Below are 21,235 nucleotides of genomic sequence, written 5' to 3'. Positions count from 1 at the left end.
TTGTATAAAAACTTGGTTTTCCAAAATGGTGTCCTTTAATGCCTCTAAATACGATCAGTTAGCTAGTAGCAACGGAGGCTGTAATGGCAGGCGAAAATAACCAAAACAACCAAAATGAAGATCTCAATGACGCGGTAGAACAGACGGACACGAACGACGCGGGTACGCCCTCCCAACAGCAGAATCAACAAAATCAACAGAACACGATTGCGTCGACGGTAGCGACGGGTGCTGAAAATACGGATGCAGCAGACGAAGTTAACCAAGCGTTGGAAGACAATCCAAGTGGTGCAGGTAATGCGGAAGAAGCATCGGCTTCTGGTGCGGCTGTTCAAGAAGAGACACCAGAAAGCGATGGAGACTCAGATGCAGCCCAATCCAATGTAGTTGGCGGTGCGGCTTCTGAAGCCGGCTCAGATAATGCAGCTGGTAGTGGCGGCGGAGCGGGTGCTGGCGCTCAAGCTGTCGGTGGCGAAAATGCCGCAGGTTCTGGAGGTGCTTCGAGCGCTGAAGGTAACGAAGAGCAAGGCCAAGCTGCACGTACGTCTGCAGCTCCAAGTGCTGCATCTTCTGAGTCAGACGACCAACAAGTCGGTGATGATTTAGATTCACAGACGGTAGAAGAGACATTCGCCGTTGATGTTCAAGCTTCTGACGAAGAGACCATCAGTGAAGTAGAAGACGACTTTGATTCAGAGACGGTAAGCGAAACGTTCAAAATCAAAGTAGAAAGCGAAAATGATGCACCAGAAGCTGAACAAGACCTGGCTTACATCATGGATGAAGATGGTTCCATAACATTCACTCAAGAACAATTACTCGAATACGCAAGTGATGTTGATGGCGATGCATTGGTTGCTTCAAATGTTCAAGTTGGCGCAGATGCAACGGTTCAAGATAATGGTGATGGCACTTTCACTGTTGTTCCTTCTGCAGATTTTAATGGCGAACTTGATCTAACTTTTGATATCAGTGACGGTCAAGAAACAATAAGCAGCGCAATTGATTTAACGGTTCGTCCTATTAATGACGCACCGGTACCAGAAGGTAAAACGTTTGAAATAGAAGAAGATGGCACGCTTGTTTTCACCGATGCCGACCTATTAACAGGTGCGACAGACATTGAAGGCGATAACCTCTCTGTTGAAGGTGTTACCTACGATGGCGGCGACGGTATTCTTACCGACAACGGTAATGGTACTTACACTTTTGCGCCAAACGAGAACTTCAATGGTGACGTAAACTTCAGCTTCGATGTGTCTGACGGTACTGACACGGTTTCAGCAAACATCGATGTAAGCGTAACTGCGGTTGATGATGCGCCAGTGTCGGGTGACTTAGCTTACTCGGTAGATGAAGACGGTTCGATTCGCTTAAGCCAAGAGCAACTACTGTCTCAAGCATCAGATGTTGAAGGCGATGATCTAACTGCTAGTGGTCTAACGGTTGGTGGTGATGCGACCGTTACTCAAAACGACGATGGCAGCTTTACCATCACGCCAGATGAGAACTTCAATGGCGATATCGATATCAGCTTTGATATCTCCGATGGTACCAACACGGTTCAAGCCTCTGCAGATCTGACGGTTAACCCAGTTAATGATTTGCCTGTTCCTCAAGATCAACAATTCAGTGTTGAAGAAGACGGCACGCTCATCTTCACCGATGCTGACCTGCTAACCGGCGCGACAGACATTGAAGGTGACAACCTGTCTGTTGAAGGGGTTACCTACGATGGCGGTGACGGTATTCTTACCGACAACGGCAATGGTACTTACACCTTTGCTCCAAACGAGAACTTCAATGGCGATGTAAACTTCAGCTTCGATGTGTCTGACGGTACCGATACGGTTTCAGCGAACGTCGATGTAAGCGTAACCGCAGTTGATGACGCGCCAGTTTCTGGTGATTTAGCTTATTCAGTCGATGAAGATGGCTCTATCCGTCTAAGCCAAGAGCAACTGCTTTCTCAAGCATCTGACGTGGAAGGCGATGACCTAACTGCAAGTAGCCTAACGGTTGATGGTGACGCAACAGTCACTCAGAACGAAGACGGCAGCTTTACTATTACTCCGGATGAGAATTTTAATGGTGACATCGATATCAGCTTCGATATCTCAGATGGTACGAATACGGTTCAAGCATCTGCTGACCTAACCGTTAATCCAATCAATGACTTGCCCGTTCCTCAAGATCAACAATTCAGTGTTGAAGAAGATGGAACTCTACAATTTACCGATGCAGACCTGCTTACAGGCGCAACCGATATTGAAGGTGATGATTTAACAGTTGAAGGTATCAGTTACGAAGGGACTGATGGGGTACTTACAGACCATGGTGACGGCTCATACAGCTTTGCGCCAAATGAAAACTTCAATGGCGACGTGAACTTTAGCTTCGATGTGTCTGATGGTACCGATACGGTGTCTGCAAACATTGATGTTAGCGTGACTCCAGAGAACGATCCGCCAGTGGCGGGCTCTACGTCTTACACGGTTAATGAAGACAACTCTATTACCATTTCTGATGCACAACTATTGGCGAACTCTTCTGATATCGAAGGGGATGTATCAATAGACAGCGTGACTTACTCTGGTAGTGACGGTGTCCTTGAAATTAATGGTAACGGCACTTACACTTTCTCGCCAAACGAGAACTTCAATGGTGAAATCGCCCTAGATGTTGTGGTTGCTGATGAAGAGGGCGCGACCGATGCGACAACTGCGGGTATCACCGTACTTGAAGTGAACGATCCGCCAGTTGCTGGCCCAACGTCTTACACCATTGATGAAGACTCTGTACTTACATTCAGTGAGTCACAAGTGCTACTTAACGCTTCTGATGTCGAAGGAGATGTTGAGCTTGTCGGCATTAGCTACGACGGCCCAGATGGCATCTTCTCTGTAAATGGTGACGGCACTTGTAGCTTTGCACCGAATGAAAACTTTAATGGCCAAGTTCAACTTGATGTGACCATTCGTGATGAAGACGGTGCAGAAGTTGATACGGTCATCAACGTCGATGTTCTGCCAATTAACGATGCACCAGTATCGGGTGATTTGGCATACAACGTTAACGAAGACGGTTCAATTACCTTGAGCCAAGAACAATTGCTGTCTCAAGCATCTGACGTTGAGGGCGATGACCTCACTGCGAGCGACCTAACGGTTGATGGCAACGCGACAGTAACCGCCAATGATGACGGTAGCTTCACCATTGTTCCTGATGCGAACTTTAATGGTGACGTTGATATCCAATTCAACATCACAGATGGTACTGACACGGTTCAAGCTACCGCGGACTTAACCGTTAATCCTGTTAATGATTTACCGGTTCCTCAAGACCAACAATTCAGCATTGAAGAAGACGGTACGCTGCAATTCACTGACGCGGACCTGCTTACCGGTGCCACCGATATTGATGGCGATGACCTCACAGTAGAAGGCATCAGCTACACAGGTGGTGACGGTGTATTAACAGACCATGGTGATGGTACTTATACCTTTGCATCAAACGAAAACTTCAATGGTGATGTGAACTTCAGTTTCGATGTCTCTGATGGCACAGAAACAGTTAGCGCAAACATTGATGTGAGCGTGACGCCTGAGAACGATCCGCCAGTTGCGGGTTCTACCTCTTACATGGTGAATGAAGACAATGCGATCACCATTTCTGATGAGCAATTACTAGCGAACTCTTCGGATGTTGAAGGCGCGGTGTCGGTTGATAGCGTGACCTACAGTGGCACAGATGGTGTGTTCCAAGATAACGGCGACGGTAGCTACACCTTCCTTCCGAATGAAAACTTCAGTGGTGATATCAGCCTTGATGTGATTGTTGCAGATGAAGAGGGTGCAATTGATGAAACCACAGCAGGCATTACCGTTCTTGAAGTGAACGATCCACCTGTTGCAGGGCCAACGTCTTACACCATTGATGAAGATTCTGTTCTAACGTTCAGTGAATCTCAGATTCTAGTGAATGCTTCAGACGTAGAAGGTGACGTCGAGCTTGTCGGTATCAATTACGATGGGGAAGACGGTATCTTCACGGTAAATGGTGATGGTACATGCAGCTTTGCACCAAACGAAAACTTCAATGGTCAGGTTCAACTGGGTGTGACCATTCAAGATGAAGATGGTGCGACGGTAGAGACACAGATTAATGTCGATGTACTGCCAATTAACGATCCACCAGTATCGGGCGATTTGGCTTACACCATCAACGAAGACAGCTCTATCACGCTAAGCCAAGATCAGCTATTAGCGCGAGCAGGGGATATTGATAGCGAAAACCTAGAAGCTATTAACCTTTCGACGGATGAAAACGCGACCATCGAACAAAACGACGATGGCAGCTACACCATTACACCAGACGCTGATTACAACGGCGATTTAGACCTGAGCTTCGATATCATCGATAACGATGGTGGTGAGGTTCAAGTTGGTCTAGATATCACAGTTAATCCGCTTAATGACTTGCCACAAGCGCAAGATCAACAGTTCACAATTGAAGAAGATGGCACATTACTGTTTACCGATGGAGATCTACTTGCTGGAGCATCGGATATTGATGGTGATGAGTTGTCGATTGAAAATGTGCTCTATACCGGTGCAGATGGTGTACTGAGTGATAACGGTGACGGTACCTACAGCTTTGCACCAAACGAGAACTTCAATGGTGATGTTCAATTCTCATTCGATGTATCTGATGGCACAGGTTCAACGGCTGCCGTCATTGATGTCAGCGTAACGCCAGAGAACGATCCGCCAGTTGCGGGCTCAACGTCTTACACAGTGCAAGAAGATGGCCAAATCACTATTAGTGATGAGCAGCTATTAGCGAATTCTTCTGATATTGAAGGTGATGTTGCTCTATCAAGTGTTAGTTACACAGGTGACGACGGCTCATTCGTTGATAACGGTAACGGCACATACACCTTCACGCCAAATGAAAACTTTGACGGTGACATATCATTGGATGTTGTTGTCGTTGACGAAGATGGCGCAACGGCGACTACTACAGCTGGCATTGATGTTATCGCTGTGAATGACGGGCCTGAAACGTCTGGAATACAGGCTGAAGTTGACGAAGATAATTCAATCACTATTACTCAAGAGCAGTTACTTGCGAATGCGACCGACGTTGAAGGTGATGAGTTAACGGCGTCTAATCTTCAAACCAATGACCCCGATGCGACGATTGTTGCGAATGACGATGGTTCATTCACTATCACGCATACCGAGAACTTCAATGGCGAGTTGGACTTCACATACAGCATCAGTGATGGTGACAACGAAGTTCTGACCACACTCGACCTAACGGTTAATCCAGTTAATGATGCGCCGGAAGCCGGTGAAGAGATCTTCATTCAAGCTCAAGAAGATCAGACGGTTGGTGTGACGCTTCGTGAAGAGCCAGCACTACGTCTGGATCAAGCGCCAGAAAACGGCATCATCGAAGCAAATCTTGATAATGAATGGGTAGTACTCGAAGTTGGACAAGAAGTACCAGCCGACACAGAAGTGCGCTTTGTACCAAGTGAAGACGCTTTAGCTGAAGGTACACATACCACGCAAATTGGTACCTTCGATGATAACGCGAGCGTTGATGACTGGGGCACCGAAGTTGACCCATACACTCGTGAGTTCTCGGATGGCGACTTAACGGTTACGGTTCAAAGTAACGATGATCCGCTTGGTGCGTGGAATGGTAATACGCACATTGGTCATGGTATCGGTGATACCGACCGTCAAGGCTTGAGCGGTGATGAAAAACTGACTGTTTCGGTTGAAGGTCAAGACATCAATGAAATCAGCTTCCACCTAGATGGTTTAGGCGGTTGGTTCATGGAAGAGTCTCGTCACTTCACTGAAGTCGAAATTCGCGCTTTCAATGATGATGGTGAGTTGATCGACTCGATGACTTACCACAAGGAAGACCGAAGTAATTACGAGACAGATTACACCCTAACCGTTGACCAACCTGTGTCTTACTTTGAACTGGGTACAGTGCAAGGTAATGGTACTTATGTTGTACAAAACATGACAGTGTCACAAACTTGTCATGATGAAGCCGTGTTCACATCGATTGGTGTAGACGGTTCAGAAATTACTGAAACGGTTGAATTGAATATCCATGCGGGTGATAACGAAATCGAGCTAACGGCGGATCTTCCTAATATCACTATCGATACTGAAGGTTCTGCTCAGTTCGCTTCTGTTGTGATTACGGAAGAACAGTTGCTAGCTCAAGCGTCAGACATTGATGGCGATGATCTTGATATTCAAAACCTAGAGTTGGTGGGTGAAAACTCAGAGCATGCAACACTAACAGATAACGGTGATGGTACTTGGACGGTTACACCGGATGAAAACTTCCACGGTGAAATTGAACTGGGTTATCAAGTTAGCGATGGTGAGCTGACCGACGACAACATCATTAACATCAACTTCGAGTCGGTGAATGATGCGCCAATCGTTTCTGGCCCAATTGTTCTATCGACAGATGAAGATCAAGGTATCACGTTCAGCGCTGATGACTTGTTAGCAAACACCACTGATGTGGAAGGCGATGCGTTGTCGATTTCTGACATCACTTATGGTGGTGATGACGGTGACTTAGTCGACAATGGCGATGGTACATTTACCTTCATGCCGAATGAAAACTTCAATGGCGAGATCGACATCGACTACAAGGTGTTCGATGGTACTGATGAAGTGGCAACGCACCTAGACCTAACGGTTGTGCCTGTTAACGATGTTCCAGTTCCAGGTGAACCGTTACACACCCAAATGCTAGAAAATGGCTCTATTGTCATTGAAGCGAAAGACCTTCTATCTGGCGCGACGGATGTCGATGGTGACATTCTCCATGTCGAGAACCTGCTACTTGCAGACCAAACGCAAGGTACGTTAACGGATAATGGTGACAACACATTCACTTTTGAACCTGCTGAGAACTTCTCTGGTGAAGTGAATCTGACCTTTGATATCAGTGATGGTCAAGCTAGTGCTCCAAGCACTGCAACAGTCGACGTTGAGATTGTCAACGAAGGCCCTCAAGTGAGCGGTCCAATTCAAGCGGCAGTTGATGAAGATGGCTCTATCACCATTACTCAAGAGGACTTGTTAGCGAACGCGACGGATGTCGATGGCGACAATCTTGAAGCCGTTAACTTAGCAACTAACGATCCAAATGCAGTTATCGTAGAAAACTCAGACGGCAGCTTTACGATTACACCAAGCGCAGATTTCTTTGGCGAGATTGAGTTTACTTACGATGTGACAGATGCGATTGAGACAGTCGCCGCTGACCTTAACCTAACCGTAAATCCAATCAACGATGCTCCAGATGTGCCTGACATGTCTTTCACTACGGAAGACGGTCAAGCCATTACTATTACCGAAGCTGAACTATTAGCACAAGCGACAGACGTTGAAGGTGATGAACTGTCAGTTGTGAATGTGACGAGCGCGAGCGACACGGTAGAAATCACGGACAACGGTGATGGCACATACACACTAACGCCAGAACAGGGTTTCTTCGGCAATGTTGATCTAGCGTTTGATGTGAGTGACGGCACTGATGTGGTGGCAGCAAACATCGACCTGAAAGTTGAATTCGTCAATGACGCACCAGAAGCAACACCAATGGTTGCAGATGTCGACGAAGACGGTTCAATTCTGGTTACACAAGAGATGTTGCTAGAGAACGCGAGCGATCAAGATGGCGATGAGCTGTTTGCGAGTGCACTTGAAACCAACGATCCAAATGCAAGCATCGTAGACAATGGCGATGGCACTTACACAGTAACACCTTCGGAGAACTTCAACGGTGATATCGCATTCACTTATGAGGTGAGCGATGGTGAGCTGAGCACGTCTAATGATATGACATTGACCGTGAATCCGGTGAATGACATTCCAATTGTTGCACCAGGCATGTACCACATCGAAGAGGATGGCAGCATCCTGTTTACTCAAGAAGATCTATTGAGTGGTGCGATTGATATTGATGGTGACGACCTAAGCGTTACTAGCGTCAATTACTCTGGTGATGAAGGCACAGTAACCGATAACGGCGACGGCACGTTCAGCTTCGTTCCTGAAGAGCACTTTAGTGGTGATCTACAGTTCAGCTTTACCGTGACCGACGGCACAACTGAAGTAGAGCAAGATCTCAATGTTCACATTGAAGCGGTCGCGGATGCGCCGGATCTTGTGATTACTGATGGCGATGGCGTTAACGTTGATGACCAAGCTATTTTGGTTGAGCCAGGCGGCATTGTTGAACTGAACATCGCAGCGGCACTTGTCGACCAAGACTTGTCTGAGACACTCACTGTAACGGTAGATGGTGTGCCAGAAGGCTCGGTTATCCAATACGATAACGAAGGCGTTCTGAATGACCAAGAGAACGGTATCACCAGTTACAACGATACTGAAATCACAGTAACGTTTGAAGGCGAAACCGCGGGTTACCAAAACGCAGCGGGTTACTACAAAGTTGACGAAGACGGCAACATCACAGGTGTTGAAGTTGTTTATGAGAACGCATCACAAGTTGGTGGCGGCGGTGACCTTGTCCCAGGGCAAGATCAATTCAGCTTCCAAGTTGCAGAAGGTGAAAGCTTCAACCTGTTCTTGATTCCAAACGGACATCAGCACAACGACTTTGACTCGATGCAAGAGGGTCAGTATGAGTTCCGTGCAGAGGATGGTTCGCCTGCAAACATGGACACGGTTGATCCTCAACTTGTCTTTGTTGCTGCCGATGGCACTGAAACAGTGATTCAAGGCCAGAATGGTGACGCGATCTTCCACGGTGGTTCAAGCGCTCAACTAAACCAAGATGGTATCGAACATACTCGCACCACGGTTAATGAAGACGGCGAGCTGGTTTATGGGTTTGAAGATCTTTATGGAGGCGGTGACGCTGACTATACCGATTTCAACTTCACGATTGATGTGGGTGAGGTAAACAGCCAAATCTATAGCGGTGAAGTGACTGTTGGCCCAGATGGTTCTGTAACGCTACCAACAACGGCGATTGCACAAGAGCTGCAAATCCAGCTACCAGAAGACTTCAATGAACAGCTTGAAGTTCACGTAACTGCAACCGCAACAGAGCTATCGAATGATGATTCTGAAACGGTATCTCAAACTATCTACATTAATGCGACAGGCGCGCACATTGAGCACGCACCTGAAGCACTTCCTGTCGCAGCAACAGTGGAAGAAGATGGTTCTATTATCATCACGCAAGAAGACTTGTTGGCAAATGCTCGCGATTTAGATGGTGACCAACTCACAGCGCTTAACTTAGCAACTGATGATGACAGTGTGACCATCACGGATAACGGCGATGGTACTTACACATTAACGCCAGACGCTGACTTCAACGGTGATGTTAACTTTACGTTCGATGTCTCGGATGGTGATGATGTTGTCTCTACCAATCTAGAGCTAACCGTTTCACCAGTGAATGACGGTCCATTAGCACAAGACCAAGCGTTCACAGTTAACGAAGATGGTGTATTAACCTTCACAGACCAAGACCTATTAACAGGAGCTACGGACATTGAGGGAGATGACCTAAGCGTTGAAGGTGTCACTTACACTGGTGCAGATGGTGTCCTAACCGATAACGGCGACGGCACATACAGCTTCGCACCGAACGAAAACTTTAACGGCGATGTGAACTTCTCGTTTGATGTATCAGACGGTACAGATACAGTCACTGCGAATGTTGATGTGAGCGTGACACCAGAGAACGATCCTCCGGTTGCGGGCAGTACGTCTTACACCGTTCATGAAGATAATTCCATTACCATCAGTAACGAACAATTGCTTGCGAACTCTTCGGATATCGAAGGGGAAGTGGCGATTGATAGCGTGACTTACAGTGGTAGCGATGGTGTGCTTGAAATCAACGGTAACGGCACTTACACCTTCTCTCCAAACGAGAACTTTAATGGCGAAGTTAGCCTAGATGTTGTTGTGACGGATGAAGATGGTGCGACTGAAGCCACCACCGCAGGTATTACTGTTCTTGAAGTGAACGATCCGCCAGTGGCGGGTCCAACATCATACACAATCGACGAAGATTCAGTTCTGACATTCAGCGAGTCTCAAGTACTACTCAATGCTTCAGATATTGAGGGTGATGTTGAGCTTGTTGAGATCAACTACGATGGTCCTGACGGCATCTTCTCTATCAATGGAGATGGGACATGTAGCTTTGCACCGAATGAAAACTTCAACGGCCAAGTGCAGTTGGATGTGACCATTCAAGATGAAGACGGCGCTCAAGTTGATACTCATATTACGGTTGATGTCCTACCAATTAATGATGTTCCAGTATCAGGAGATTTGGCATACAGCGTAGAGGAAGACGGTTCAATTACCTTGAGCCAAGAGCAGCTTCTTTCTCAAGCTAGCGATGTAGATGGAGACGACCTTACTGCTTCTAACTTGGTGGTTGATGGCGACGCGACGGTTGTTGCTAACGACGACGGTAGCTTTACCATCACACCAGATGCGAACTTCAACGGTGATATTGACCTAACGTTCGACATCAACGACGGGGCAGACACACTTGTTGCTACCGCTGACCTAACGGTGAATCCAGTTAATGATTTACCACAGCCGCAAGACCAAACGTTCAGCATTGGCGAAGATGGTGTCTTGAACTTCACAGATGAAGACCTGCTAACGGGTGCTACCGATATCGATGGGGACGACTTGTCGGTTGAAGGTGTAACTTACACAGGTGCTGATGGTGTCCTTACCGATAACGGCGATGGCAGTTACAGCTTCGCACCGAATGAGAACTTCAATGGTGACGTGAACTTCAGTTTTGATGTGTCAGATGGTACGGACACGGTTCAAGCCAATATCGATGTAAGCGTGACACCAGAGAACGATCCACCTGTTGCTGGTAGCACGTCTTATACAGTTCATGAAGACAATTCAATTACCATCAGTGATGAGCAGCTTCTAGCTAACTCTTCGGATATTGAGGGTGATGTTGCCGTTGATAGCGTGACTTACTCTGGCACAGACGGCGTCTTTGAAGATAACGGAGATGGTACTTACACCTTCTTACCAAACGAAAACTTCAATGGCGAAGTGAGCCTAGATGTTGTCGTAGCGGATGAAGATGGCGCGACAGAAGCGACAACTGCAGGTATTACAGTACTTGAGGTGAACGATCCGCCAATCGCAGGTGTAACAAGTTACTCTGTGAATGAAGATGAAGTGATTACCATCAGTTCTGAGCAACTGTTGGCGAGTGCTTCAGATATCGAAGGTGAAGTGGCGATTGATAGCGTTAACTACACCGGTTCAGACGGTATCTTTACCGACAACGGTGACGGTACGTTCAGCTTCGCACCGAACGCAAACTTCGACGGTGATGTCAGCCTTGATGTGGTCGTGACCGATGAAGATGGCGCAACCGCAACTACCACAGCAAACATTGATGTTCTGCCTGTGAATGATGCTCCGGTATCGGGTGAGTTGGCTTACAGTGTTGATGAAGATGGTTCGATTAACCTAAGCCAAGAGCAGTTACTTGCTCAAGCGGGTGACGTTGATGGCGATGACTTATCAGCATCTAACCTAACCGTTGGCGGTGATGCGACCGTTACTGCGAACGATGATGGCAGTTTCACTATCACGCCAGATGCTGACTTCAATGGCGACATTGATTTGAGCTTCGACATTACCGATGGTGATGCGACGATTCAAGCAACGGCAGACCTAACGGTTAACCCAGTCAACGACTTACCAACAGTTGGTGAGCCACAATTTGTGACTCAAGAAGACACCAGCTTTACCTTCACAGAAGAGCAACTGCTGCAAAATGCGGGCGACATTGATGGCGATAACTTATCGGTTGAAAATGTTGCTTCAGATAGCGGTACTTTGGTTGATAACGGCGACGGCACTTACACATTCGCACCGAATGAAAACTTCGACGGCAATGTGAATGTGACGTTCGACGTGAATGACGGCACTGCGACAGTACCAGCAGAAGCGACGATTGACGTTCAATCTGTGGTTGATATGCCAGAGCTGTCGATTGCGTCTGACTTGGTGATTGCTTCTGATAACTTCGAGTCTGGCTCGAATGGTTGGAACACAGGCACAGAAAGCTCACAAGGCTTCGAATCGGGTGACATGCTGGGTCGTATCGGTGGTACGGGCGGCGATGAAGCGGTCAGCAAAACTTACGACATTCCAAGTGATGTGAGCGAAGTTAATATCTCATTTAGCTTCTACGAAATCGACTCTTGGGATGGTGAGTCATTCCAAATCTTTGTCGGCGGCGAAGAGCTTACTTCGTTAGACAACTCGGCGTTCCAAACTCAAGATGGCACAACAACGCTTTACGATTCAGAAGGTAATGAAGTCGGCGAAGTGGTTCACGGCGTGTCGCAAGGTGAAGGCTTCAGTGGCTGGAACGACCAAGCACACCAAATCAACCTAACGGTACCCGTCGAAGACGGCCAACTTGAACTTGGCTTCGGTTCAACTCTGAATCAAAGCGTGAATGATGAGTCGTTTGGCATCGACAACATCGAAATCTCAGTGTCTGACGCGGATTACCAAATCATTGGTACTGAAGACACACCAGTGCCACTGGATATTGATGCGGCACTAACGGATACCGATGGTTCAGAAAATCTCGCTATCTTGATTGAAGATGTACCAGAGGGAAGTTCGCTTTCTGCAGGTACCGATAACGGCGATGGTACGTGGTCTCTACAGCCAGAAGAACTTGCAGGGCTAGAGTTTATCCCTTCAGGTGATTTCAATGGTGATGTGGTATTAACGGTCAATGCGACATCAACAGATGTTGATACCGGTACAACCGCAACAGCTACGCAAGATGTGACGATTCACATCTCGCCTGCGAACGATGCACCAGAGGTAGAAGGTGATATCAGCGCGGTCACAGCGGAAGACAACAGCATCACATTAACGCAAGAGCAGTTGCTAGAGCACGCTGTTGACATTGATGGTGATGACCTATCAGCAATCAACCTAACTACTAATGATGAAAATGCGACCGTTCAAATGAACGACGATGGCAGTTTCACCATTACACCGAGTGAAAACTTCAACGGTAATATCGAATTTAGTTACGATGTCACCGATGGGGAAGACATGGTCGCTGCAGGCCTAGACTTGACGGTAACACCTGTCAATGATGCGCCAGAGCCACAAGACCAAGCATTCACTATTGGTGAAGATGGGGTTCTTAACTTCACTGACGCTGACCTGTTAACGGGTGCAACGGATGTTGAAGGTGATGACCTAACAGTAGAAGGTGTGACATACACGGGTGCTGATGGTGTGCTTACCGACAATGGTGACGGAAGCTACAGCTTTGCGCCAAACGAGAACTTCAATGGTGATGTGAACTTCAGCTTTAATGTCTCAGATGGAACGGATACGGTTCAAGCCAACATTGATGTGAGCGTGACGCCTGAGAACGATCCACCAGTGGCGGGCAGCACGTCTTACACTGTGCATGAAGACAACTCAATCACGATCAGTAATGAACAGCTATTAGCCAACTCTTCAGATATTGAAGGTGAGGTTGCGATTGATAGCGTGACTTACACTGGCAGCGATGGTGTGTTTGAGGACAATGGCGACGGCACTTATACCTTCTCACCAAACGAAAACTTCAATGGCGAAGTCAGCTTAGCGGTGGTTGTTACCGATGAAGACGGTGCAACAGAAGCGACCACCGCCGGAATTACTGTACTTGAGGTGAACGATCCACCAATCGCAGGCTCAACCAGCTACTCAGTGAATGAAGATGAAGTTATCACCATCAGTGCAGAGCAACTGTTGGCGAACTCTTCTGATATTGAGGGTGAAGTGGCGATTGATAGCGTTACTTACACAGGCGCTGACGGTATCTTTACTGACAACGGTAACGGCACATTCAGCTTTGCACCGAACGCAAACTTCGATGGCGATGTTAGCCTCGATGTAGTGGTGACTGATGAAGACGGTGCGACAGTAGCCACCAGCGCAAGTATTGATGTTCTTCCAATTAACGATCCACCGGTATCGGGTGACTTGGCGTACAGCATTGATGAAGATGGTTCGATTACTCTGACTCAAGAGCAGTTGCTATCTCAAGCATCTGATGTGGATGGCGATGACCTAACCGCAAGCAACTTAAGTGCAGGCGATAATGCAACCGTTGTTGATAATGGCGATGGCACCTTTACGGTAACGCCAGATGCGAACTTCAATGGCGATATCGACCTAAGCTTTGATATTTCGGACGGCACCGAGTCGATTGTGGCGAACGCCGATCTGACCGTAAACCCAGTCAACGACTTGCCAACGACATCTGATGTTTACGCGAACGTTGATGAAGACAATGTCATCACTATCACGCAGGAGCAGTTACTTGCCAATGCCGCTGATATTGAGGGTGATGATCTTGTCGCTTCCGACTTAACCTTGGTCGGTGACGATGCAACGATTGTCGATAATGGCGATGGCACATTCTCAATCACTCCAAGTGAAAACTTCAATGGCTACATCGATGTTGCCTACAGCATCAACGATGGCGACACACCAATTGCCGCTAACTTAGGCTTAACGGTTGATCCAGTTAACGACGCGCCAATTGTCTCTGCTGACGTGGCGATAACCATTGAAGAAGATGGTTCATACACCATTACTCAAGAAGAGCTCCTACAATTCGCGACTGACATCGAAGATGATGACATGACCGCAATTATCGGAGAGCAGGGCGATGAAACGACCGTTACTGGTACTGTATTGGATGCTGAAACTGGCAATCCAATCGTAGGTGCGGATGTGACGCTAACCGACAATGCTGGTCACTCTTACACAGCGGTGACCGATCAATCCGGTAACTACTCTGTGAGCGGTCCAGTTGTTGACCAAGGTACCGTGACTATTGAACAAGAAGGCTCTATTACTAGCAGCTTCCTAGTTCCAGCAGGTGGAGATACCAATGGTGGCGTAACCGCAATATCGGAAGTGCTTGAAGAAACAGATATGCGTATCGTGGTCACATGGGGTGAAAGCCCACGTGATATGGACAACCACCTATGGCTCTACGATACAGAAAATGGCAATGAGCTGGACCATATTTACTATCGCGACATGAGCCATGATTTGGGTGAAGGTAACGTTGTTCAACAAGATGTAGATGACACAAATGGTGGCGGCCCTGAAACCATCACCATTCCAAACTACCAAGATGCGGACATGCACTATTCAGTACACAACTACACCAGCAGAAGTTGGGATGTAGATGGTGTTGAAGATGTACAGGTTCAGGTATTTGTTGGCGATACATTGGTTGAAACCTTTAGCCCTGATTTATCTGAAAACCCATCAGGTGACCATTGGCATGTATTTGATATCGTGAATGGCGTTATTGTTCCAAGCCAAGATGTAGGCAGCGAGAATGCGTTTGATTTACCAACGGCAGAAGAAGCGCTCGCGAATGAAAACGGCATTGATATCTCTGAATTGCTAACCGGCGAGGAAGGTGATGATTCTGGTGAAACGGGTGGTAACGAACCAAGTGTTGGAGATGTTTCAATTGAGAACGCTCTTATCACTGACAATGGTGATGGTACTTACACCATTACACCGGAAGAGAACTTCAATGGTGAATTCTCGATTAGCTACAACGTAGACGATGGCAACGGTGGGGTTACTCCAGCGGAACTAGACGTGACCGTAACAGCAGTTAACGACCTTTCGGTTATTTACGACCACGACTACACCATCAATGAAGATGGTTCGTTAACCTTCACTGATGATCAGTTACTGGCTGGTGCGACGGATATCGATGGCGACGACCTTTCTGTCGAGTCGGTTAACTACGAAGGCACCGACGGTGTGTTCACGGATAATGGCGATGGTACTTACACCTTTGCGCCAAACGAGAACTTCAATGGCAGCGTTGACCTAACTTACGATGTGAGTGATGGTACTGATGTTGTATCGGCGAACATTGATGTTCAAGTGGTTCCAATCAATGACGTACCGGTTGCAGGCACAACCTCTTACAGCGTTGAAGAAGACGGCAGTATTACCCTAAGCGATGCACAACTTCTGGCGAACAGCTCGGACGTTGAAGGGGAAGTGTTTGTCAGCGATGTAAGCTACAGCGGCACTGATGGTGTATTCACTGATAATGGTGATGGTACTTACACCTTTGCTCCAAACGAAAACTTTAACGGCGACATCAGTCTTGATGTGTCTGTTATGGATGAGGATGGCGCAACGGCTGAAACAACGGCAGGCATCGACGTTATTGCTGTCAATGACCTACCCGTTGCAGGTTCAACGACCTACAGCGTTGATGAAGATAATGTGATTATTATCTCTGATGCTCAGCTTCTTGCGAACAGTTCCGACATTGAAGGTGATGTATCCGTTAGTGACGTTTCTTACTCGGGTGCAGACGGTATCTTTACTGATAACGGTGATGGTACTTACAGCTTCGCACCAAACGAAAACTTCAACGGTAATGTCAGCCTAGATGTCACTGTTGCTGATGAAGATGGTGCAACCGCGCAAACTACCGCGGGTATTGACGTTATCGCGGTTAACGACGCGCCAGTGTCAGGTGACTTGGCTTACTCAGTGGATGAAGATGGTTCAATCACGCTAAGCCAAGAGCAACTGCTTGCTCAAGCATCGGATGTGGACGGCGATGATCTTACCGCTGCCAACCTAACTGCGGGTGATAACGCTACCGTTACGGCAAACGATGATGGTTCATTTACCATTACTCCGGATGCCGACTTCAATGGCGACATTGACCTTAGCTTCGACCTTTCTGATGGTACTGAAACGGTTGTTGCAACGGCCGACCTTACTGTGAATCCAGTGAATGACATCGCGGTTGTAGAAGATGTCGCTTACACCATTGAAGAAGATGGTTCACTTACCTTTACAGACGAGCAACTGCTAGCGGGTGCCTCTGATATTGATGGTGACGAACTTTCAGTTGCCGATGTGTCTTACACTGGCGCAGAGGGTGTGTTCACTGACAATGGTGATGGTACTTACACCTTTGCACCGAACGAGAACTTCAATGGTGACGTAAGTCTGGACTTCTCAGTATCTGATGGTACAGAGACGGTTGATGCAAACATCGACGTCACGGTAACAGACGTTAACGATGCACCAGTGGCAGGCGCAACGTCTTACCAAATGAACGAAGATGGCACTATTACATTGAGTCCTGCGCAGTTGATTGCTAATAGCTCCGATGTGGACGGTGAAGTGTCGCTTGATAGCGTTAGCTATTCAGGTGCCGACGGAATCTTGGTTCAAAATGAAGATGGTTCAGTCACGTTCGCTCCAAATGAAAACTTTAACGGCGACATCAACCTTGATGTGACGGTTATTGATGACGATGGCGCAACGGCTGAAACAACGGCTGGTATTGAAGTGATTGCTGTCAACGATGCACCAGTAGCAGGTAACGTGGCTTACTCGGTTGATGAAGATGGTTCAATTACGCTATCTCAAGAACAGTTGTTGGCGAACGCTTCCGATGTTGATGGCGATGCACTGACCGCAAGCAACTTATCTGCAGGTGACAATGCAACCGTAACAGCAAACGAAGATGGTTCATTCACTATCATGCCGGAGGCTGATTTCAACGGTGACATTGACCTAAGCTTTGATGTGTCAGATGGCCTTGAAACGGTTCAAGCTGGCGTCGACCTAACGGTTAACCCAGTCAATGACCTACCGACAGCCGCAGACCAAAGCTTCACCGTTGAGGAAGATGGAACGCTAATCTTCACGGATGCAGACCTATTAGCAGGCGCTGCAGACATTGATGGCGATGACTTGTCGATTACGGATGTGTCTTACACGGGCGCAGAGGGTGTGTTCACTGACAACGGTGACGGCACTTATAGCTTTGCTCCAAACGAGAACTTCAATGGCGATGTAAACCTTGGCTTCACAGTGACTGATGGCACTGAGACGGTCGATGCCAATATTGATGTGACGGTAACGGACATTAACGATGCACCAGTGGCGGGTTCAACGTCTTACCAAATGAACGAAGATGGCACGATTACCATTAGCCCTGAGCAGTTGATTGCCAACAGTTCAGACATTGATGGTGAAGTGTCGCTTGAAAGCGTGACTTACACTGGCTCTGACGGCGAATTGGTTCAAAACGATGATGGTTCTGTGACCTTCACGCCGAGTGAGAACTTTAACGGTAATATTAGCCTAGATGTGGTTGTAACCGATGATGACGGTGCAACAGCCACAACAACGGCGGGTATCGAAGTTCTGGCCGTTAACGATGGACCTGAATCTGAGGATGTGAAACTAACCACAGCCGAAGACAGCACCATTCTTATCACACAAGACATGTTGTTAGCTCAAGCTACCGACATCGATAACACCGCAGATGAACTATCAGCTTCTGGTCTACAAATCGACCCTAGCTTAGGTGAGTTGCTAGACAACGAAGATGGTACTTGGTCATTTACGCCAAACGAAAACTTCAATGGCGATGTGCCAATGACGTTTACCGTTAGCGATGGCCAAGAGACGATTTCAGTCGACGGTCACATCGATGTCACGCCAGTGAACGATGCGCCTGAAGCACCTACGATTGAGATGCAAGGCGAAGAAGATGTGGTCATGGTGATTGACCCAGCTTACATCGCGGATCAAGTCACAGACCTTGATGGTGACGAGATCAGCATCGAAAGCATCACGGTTCGTGCTCCAGCCAATGCGACCTTAACTCAGCAGCCAGATGGCATGTATCACTTAGTGACTACTCAAGACTTCAATGGCTTGGTAGAACTGGGTTATCAAGCAACTGATGGCGAAGAAGTGGTTGATGGTTCGCTGAATGTGGATGTTATTCCAGTTAACGACGCTCCATTTAATGTCGGTAACGCGATGATGACCACAGACGAAGATGGCGCGTTCACCTTCGATGCTGGCGACTTAATGAACTTGTTCGGTGACATTGATACGGCTGACCTTGTGGTTTCACGCATCATCACCGCCGACGGTGAAGATGGCGGAGAAGTAACAGACAACGGCGACGGTACTTGGACATTCACACCAACGGGTGACTTTGCAGGCGTTTCAGACCTACAAGTTGTCGTAAGTGACGGTGAGTTCGAAACGGTTCTCGATGTTCCTGTGTACGTACGTCCTGTCGCAGATGGTGCAGTTATTTCAACTGACCATGACGGTCCATTGGTGTTCGGTGAAGATGAAACGGGTCACTTAGGATTGAACGTTGGTCTAGTCGATGATTCAGAAACACTAAGTAACTTAGTGATGACTGGTTTCCCTGTTGGTTTCGAAGTAACCGATGGTGTGAACACCGTGATGATCACTGAGCCGGGTCAATACATCGACCTGTTCGATTGGGATATCTCAAACATTCAAATGACGCCACCTGAAGACTTCCATGGTGAGTTCTTCGTAACCGTAAGTGCAACCACGGTCGATTACGGAGATGAGCCTGAAGCGTTCGAAGATGGCATCGATTCTGGTGATTTCGAAACGGTAGCGGGTGATTCCATCATCCTAACCGCGGATGACCTAATTGGATTGGCTGAGAACGTGGATGCAGACAGCGATGATGAAGTGAAACTGGTTCATCTAGCCGACCGCAGCCAAGGTGAGATTGTCGATAATGGCGATGGCACTTGGACGTTCACCCCAGCACCTGGCTTTACTGGCGAAGCAGACATTGCTTACGTAGTTGATAAAGATGGCGTGCTTCATGATGAGCAAACTGGCGTGGTCGTGAAAGAAGGCGATTCACAAGAGAATGCTGCACCAGAAGTTAACAGCATCACAACCACTGAAATCGCAGCGGATGCAACCTTGTCGTTCACTGATCAAGACATGTTAGCGAACCTGAGTGATGCAGAGGGCGATAGCTTGAGCATTGAGTCAGTGAGCTTGATGGAAGGTCAGGGTGTGATAGAGAGCGATAACCAAGGTAACTATCAATTCACACCTGCTGAAGATTACACTGGCGATGTTCAAGTTGGATTTATAGCGACCGATGGCGAAAATCGCATCGAAAGCTTCTTCAATGTTGATATCCAAGGTGGCGATGAAGCAGCCGCGAGTGAAGGCTATGCCTTAGCGGATGATGGTTCATTAACGATCACCGAATCGCAGCTGGTGGATGAGTTGGGCGTGAGCGATACAGCACAAGTTGTTGATGTTTCCGACGCGAACGATGCGGGCTTCTTTGCTGAATCTGGTGAAGGCGAGTGGACTTATTGGCCTAATGAGGACTTCGATGGCAATTTAGCGATGAATGTTGAAGTCAACGACGGCGGTGAAGTATCAAGCCACAGCGTAAGTATCCAAGTGGCCGACGAATCAGTGCAAAGTGAAGAACCACAAGTACAAGTCGCTCAAGCAACTGAAGAGCAGCAAGTGGAAGTGGCTCAACAAGCTGATGACCAAGCTCAAGATGCTGAAGCCGAAGGCAGCGTGGCTGACGTAACGGCGGCTCCGGGCGATACTATTTCTATCTCGATTCCAGATGAGGTGAGTGGTAACGAATCGGTTGATTACGCTGAGATGTCTGGTTTACCTGAAGGTTCTACTGTGAGTAACGCGCTGGATAACGGTGATGGTAGTTTCACAATCAGTGGCAACTTAGAACAGCCGGTATCGGTTGAACTTCCTGAGGGTTATGAAGGGACTAGCGAGGTCCAATTCCAAGGTTACGACGAATTGGGTAGCTCAATAGACGGTGCAAGCGGTTCTGTTGAAGTTGAGGTCGATGATCAATACACCATGCAAGGTTCTACTCAAGAGCAGCAACCAGACATGGCCGGTATGGAATCTGGTGGCAGCGACTGGACAAGTTCAGGTGGTCAAGATCAAGGTGTTGACTTCACGGACGACTCTGGAAGCTTCGATTCAGATTCTCAAACTGGAACCGATCAAGGCAACGACTTCGATCAAAGCTCGATCTAACCAGAAAGGTTTGGTTCAGTTGAGCCAACAAACAGATAGGGCAGCGTAATGTTGCCCTCATTGAAGCCATGCAGAGCGAGCTTTGTGTGGCTTTTTTATTTGTCGTTATTCCTTGTTTCTTGTCTATAAACATTGCCCGTAAAAACTAGGCACTAAAACTTGTTAATGGATAAAAATGTCCTTAATTATTAGAAGAGTCAGTTAAA

1 protein-coding gene is annotated in these 21,235 nt (G+C 47.5%); it reads left to right on the top strand.

Annotated features, from left to right (window positions below):
• The first annotated feature begins 83 nt into the window (after positions 1 to 83).
• Complete coding sequence (locus tag QUF19_RS25505) at positions 84 to 21,029, top strand: tandem-95 repeat protein (RefSeq protein WP_286301009.1); 20,946 nt, start codon at positions 84 to 86, stop codon at positions 21,027 to 21,029.
• Positions 21,030 to 21,235 lie beyond the last annotated feature (206 nt).

It is taken from the genome of Vibrio sp. FE10 (assembly GCF_030297155.1).
Taxonomy (GTDB): Bacteria; Pseudomonadota; Gammaproteobacteria; order Enterobacterales; family Vibrionaceae; genus Vibrio; species Vibrio apostichopi.
Note: the sequence above shows the minus strand (reverse complement) of the source record. Positions and strands in the feature narration are given on the sequence as shown.

Excerpts from the sequence above, each read along its gene's own strand:
- QUF19_RS25505 (WP_286301009.1), top strand. The coding sequence starts at position 84 with ATGGCAGGCGAAAATAACCAAAACAACCAAAATGAAGATCTCAATGAC.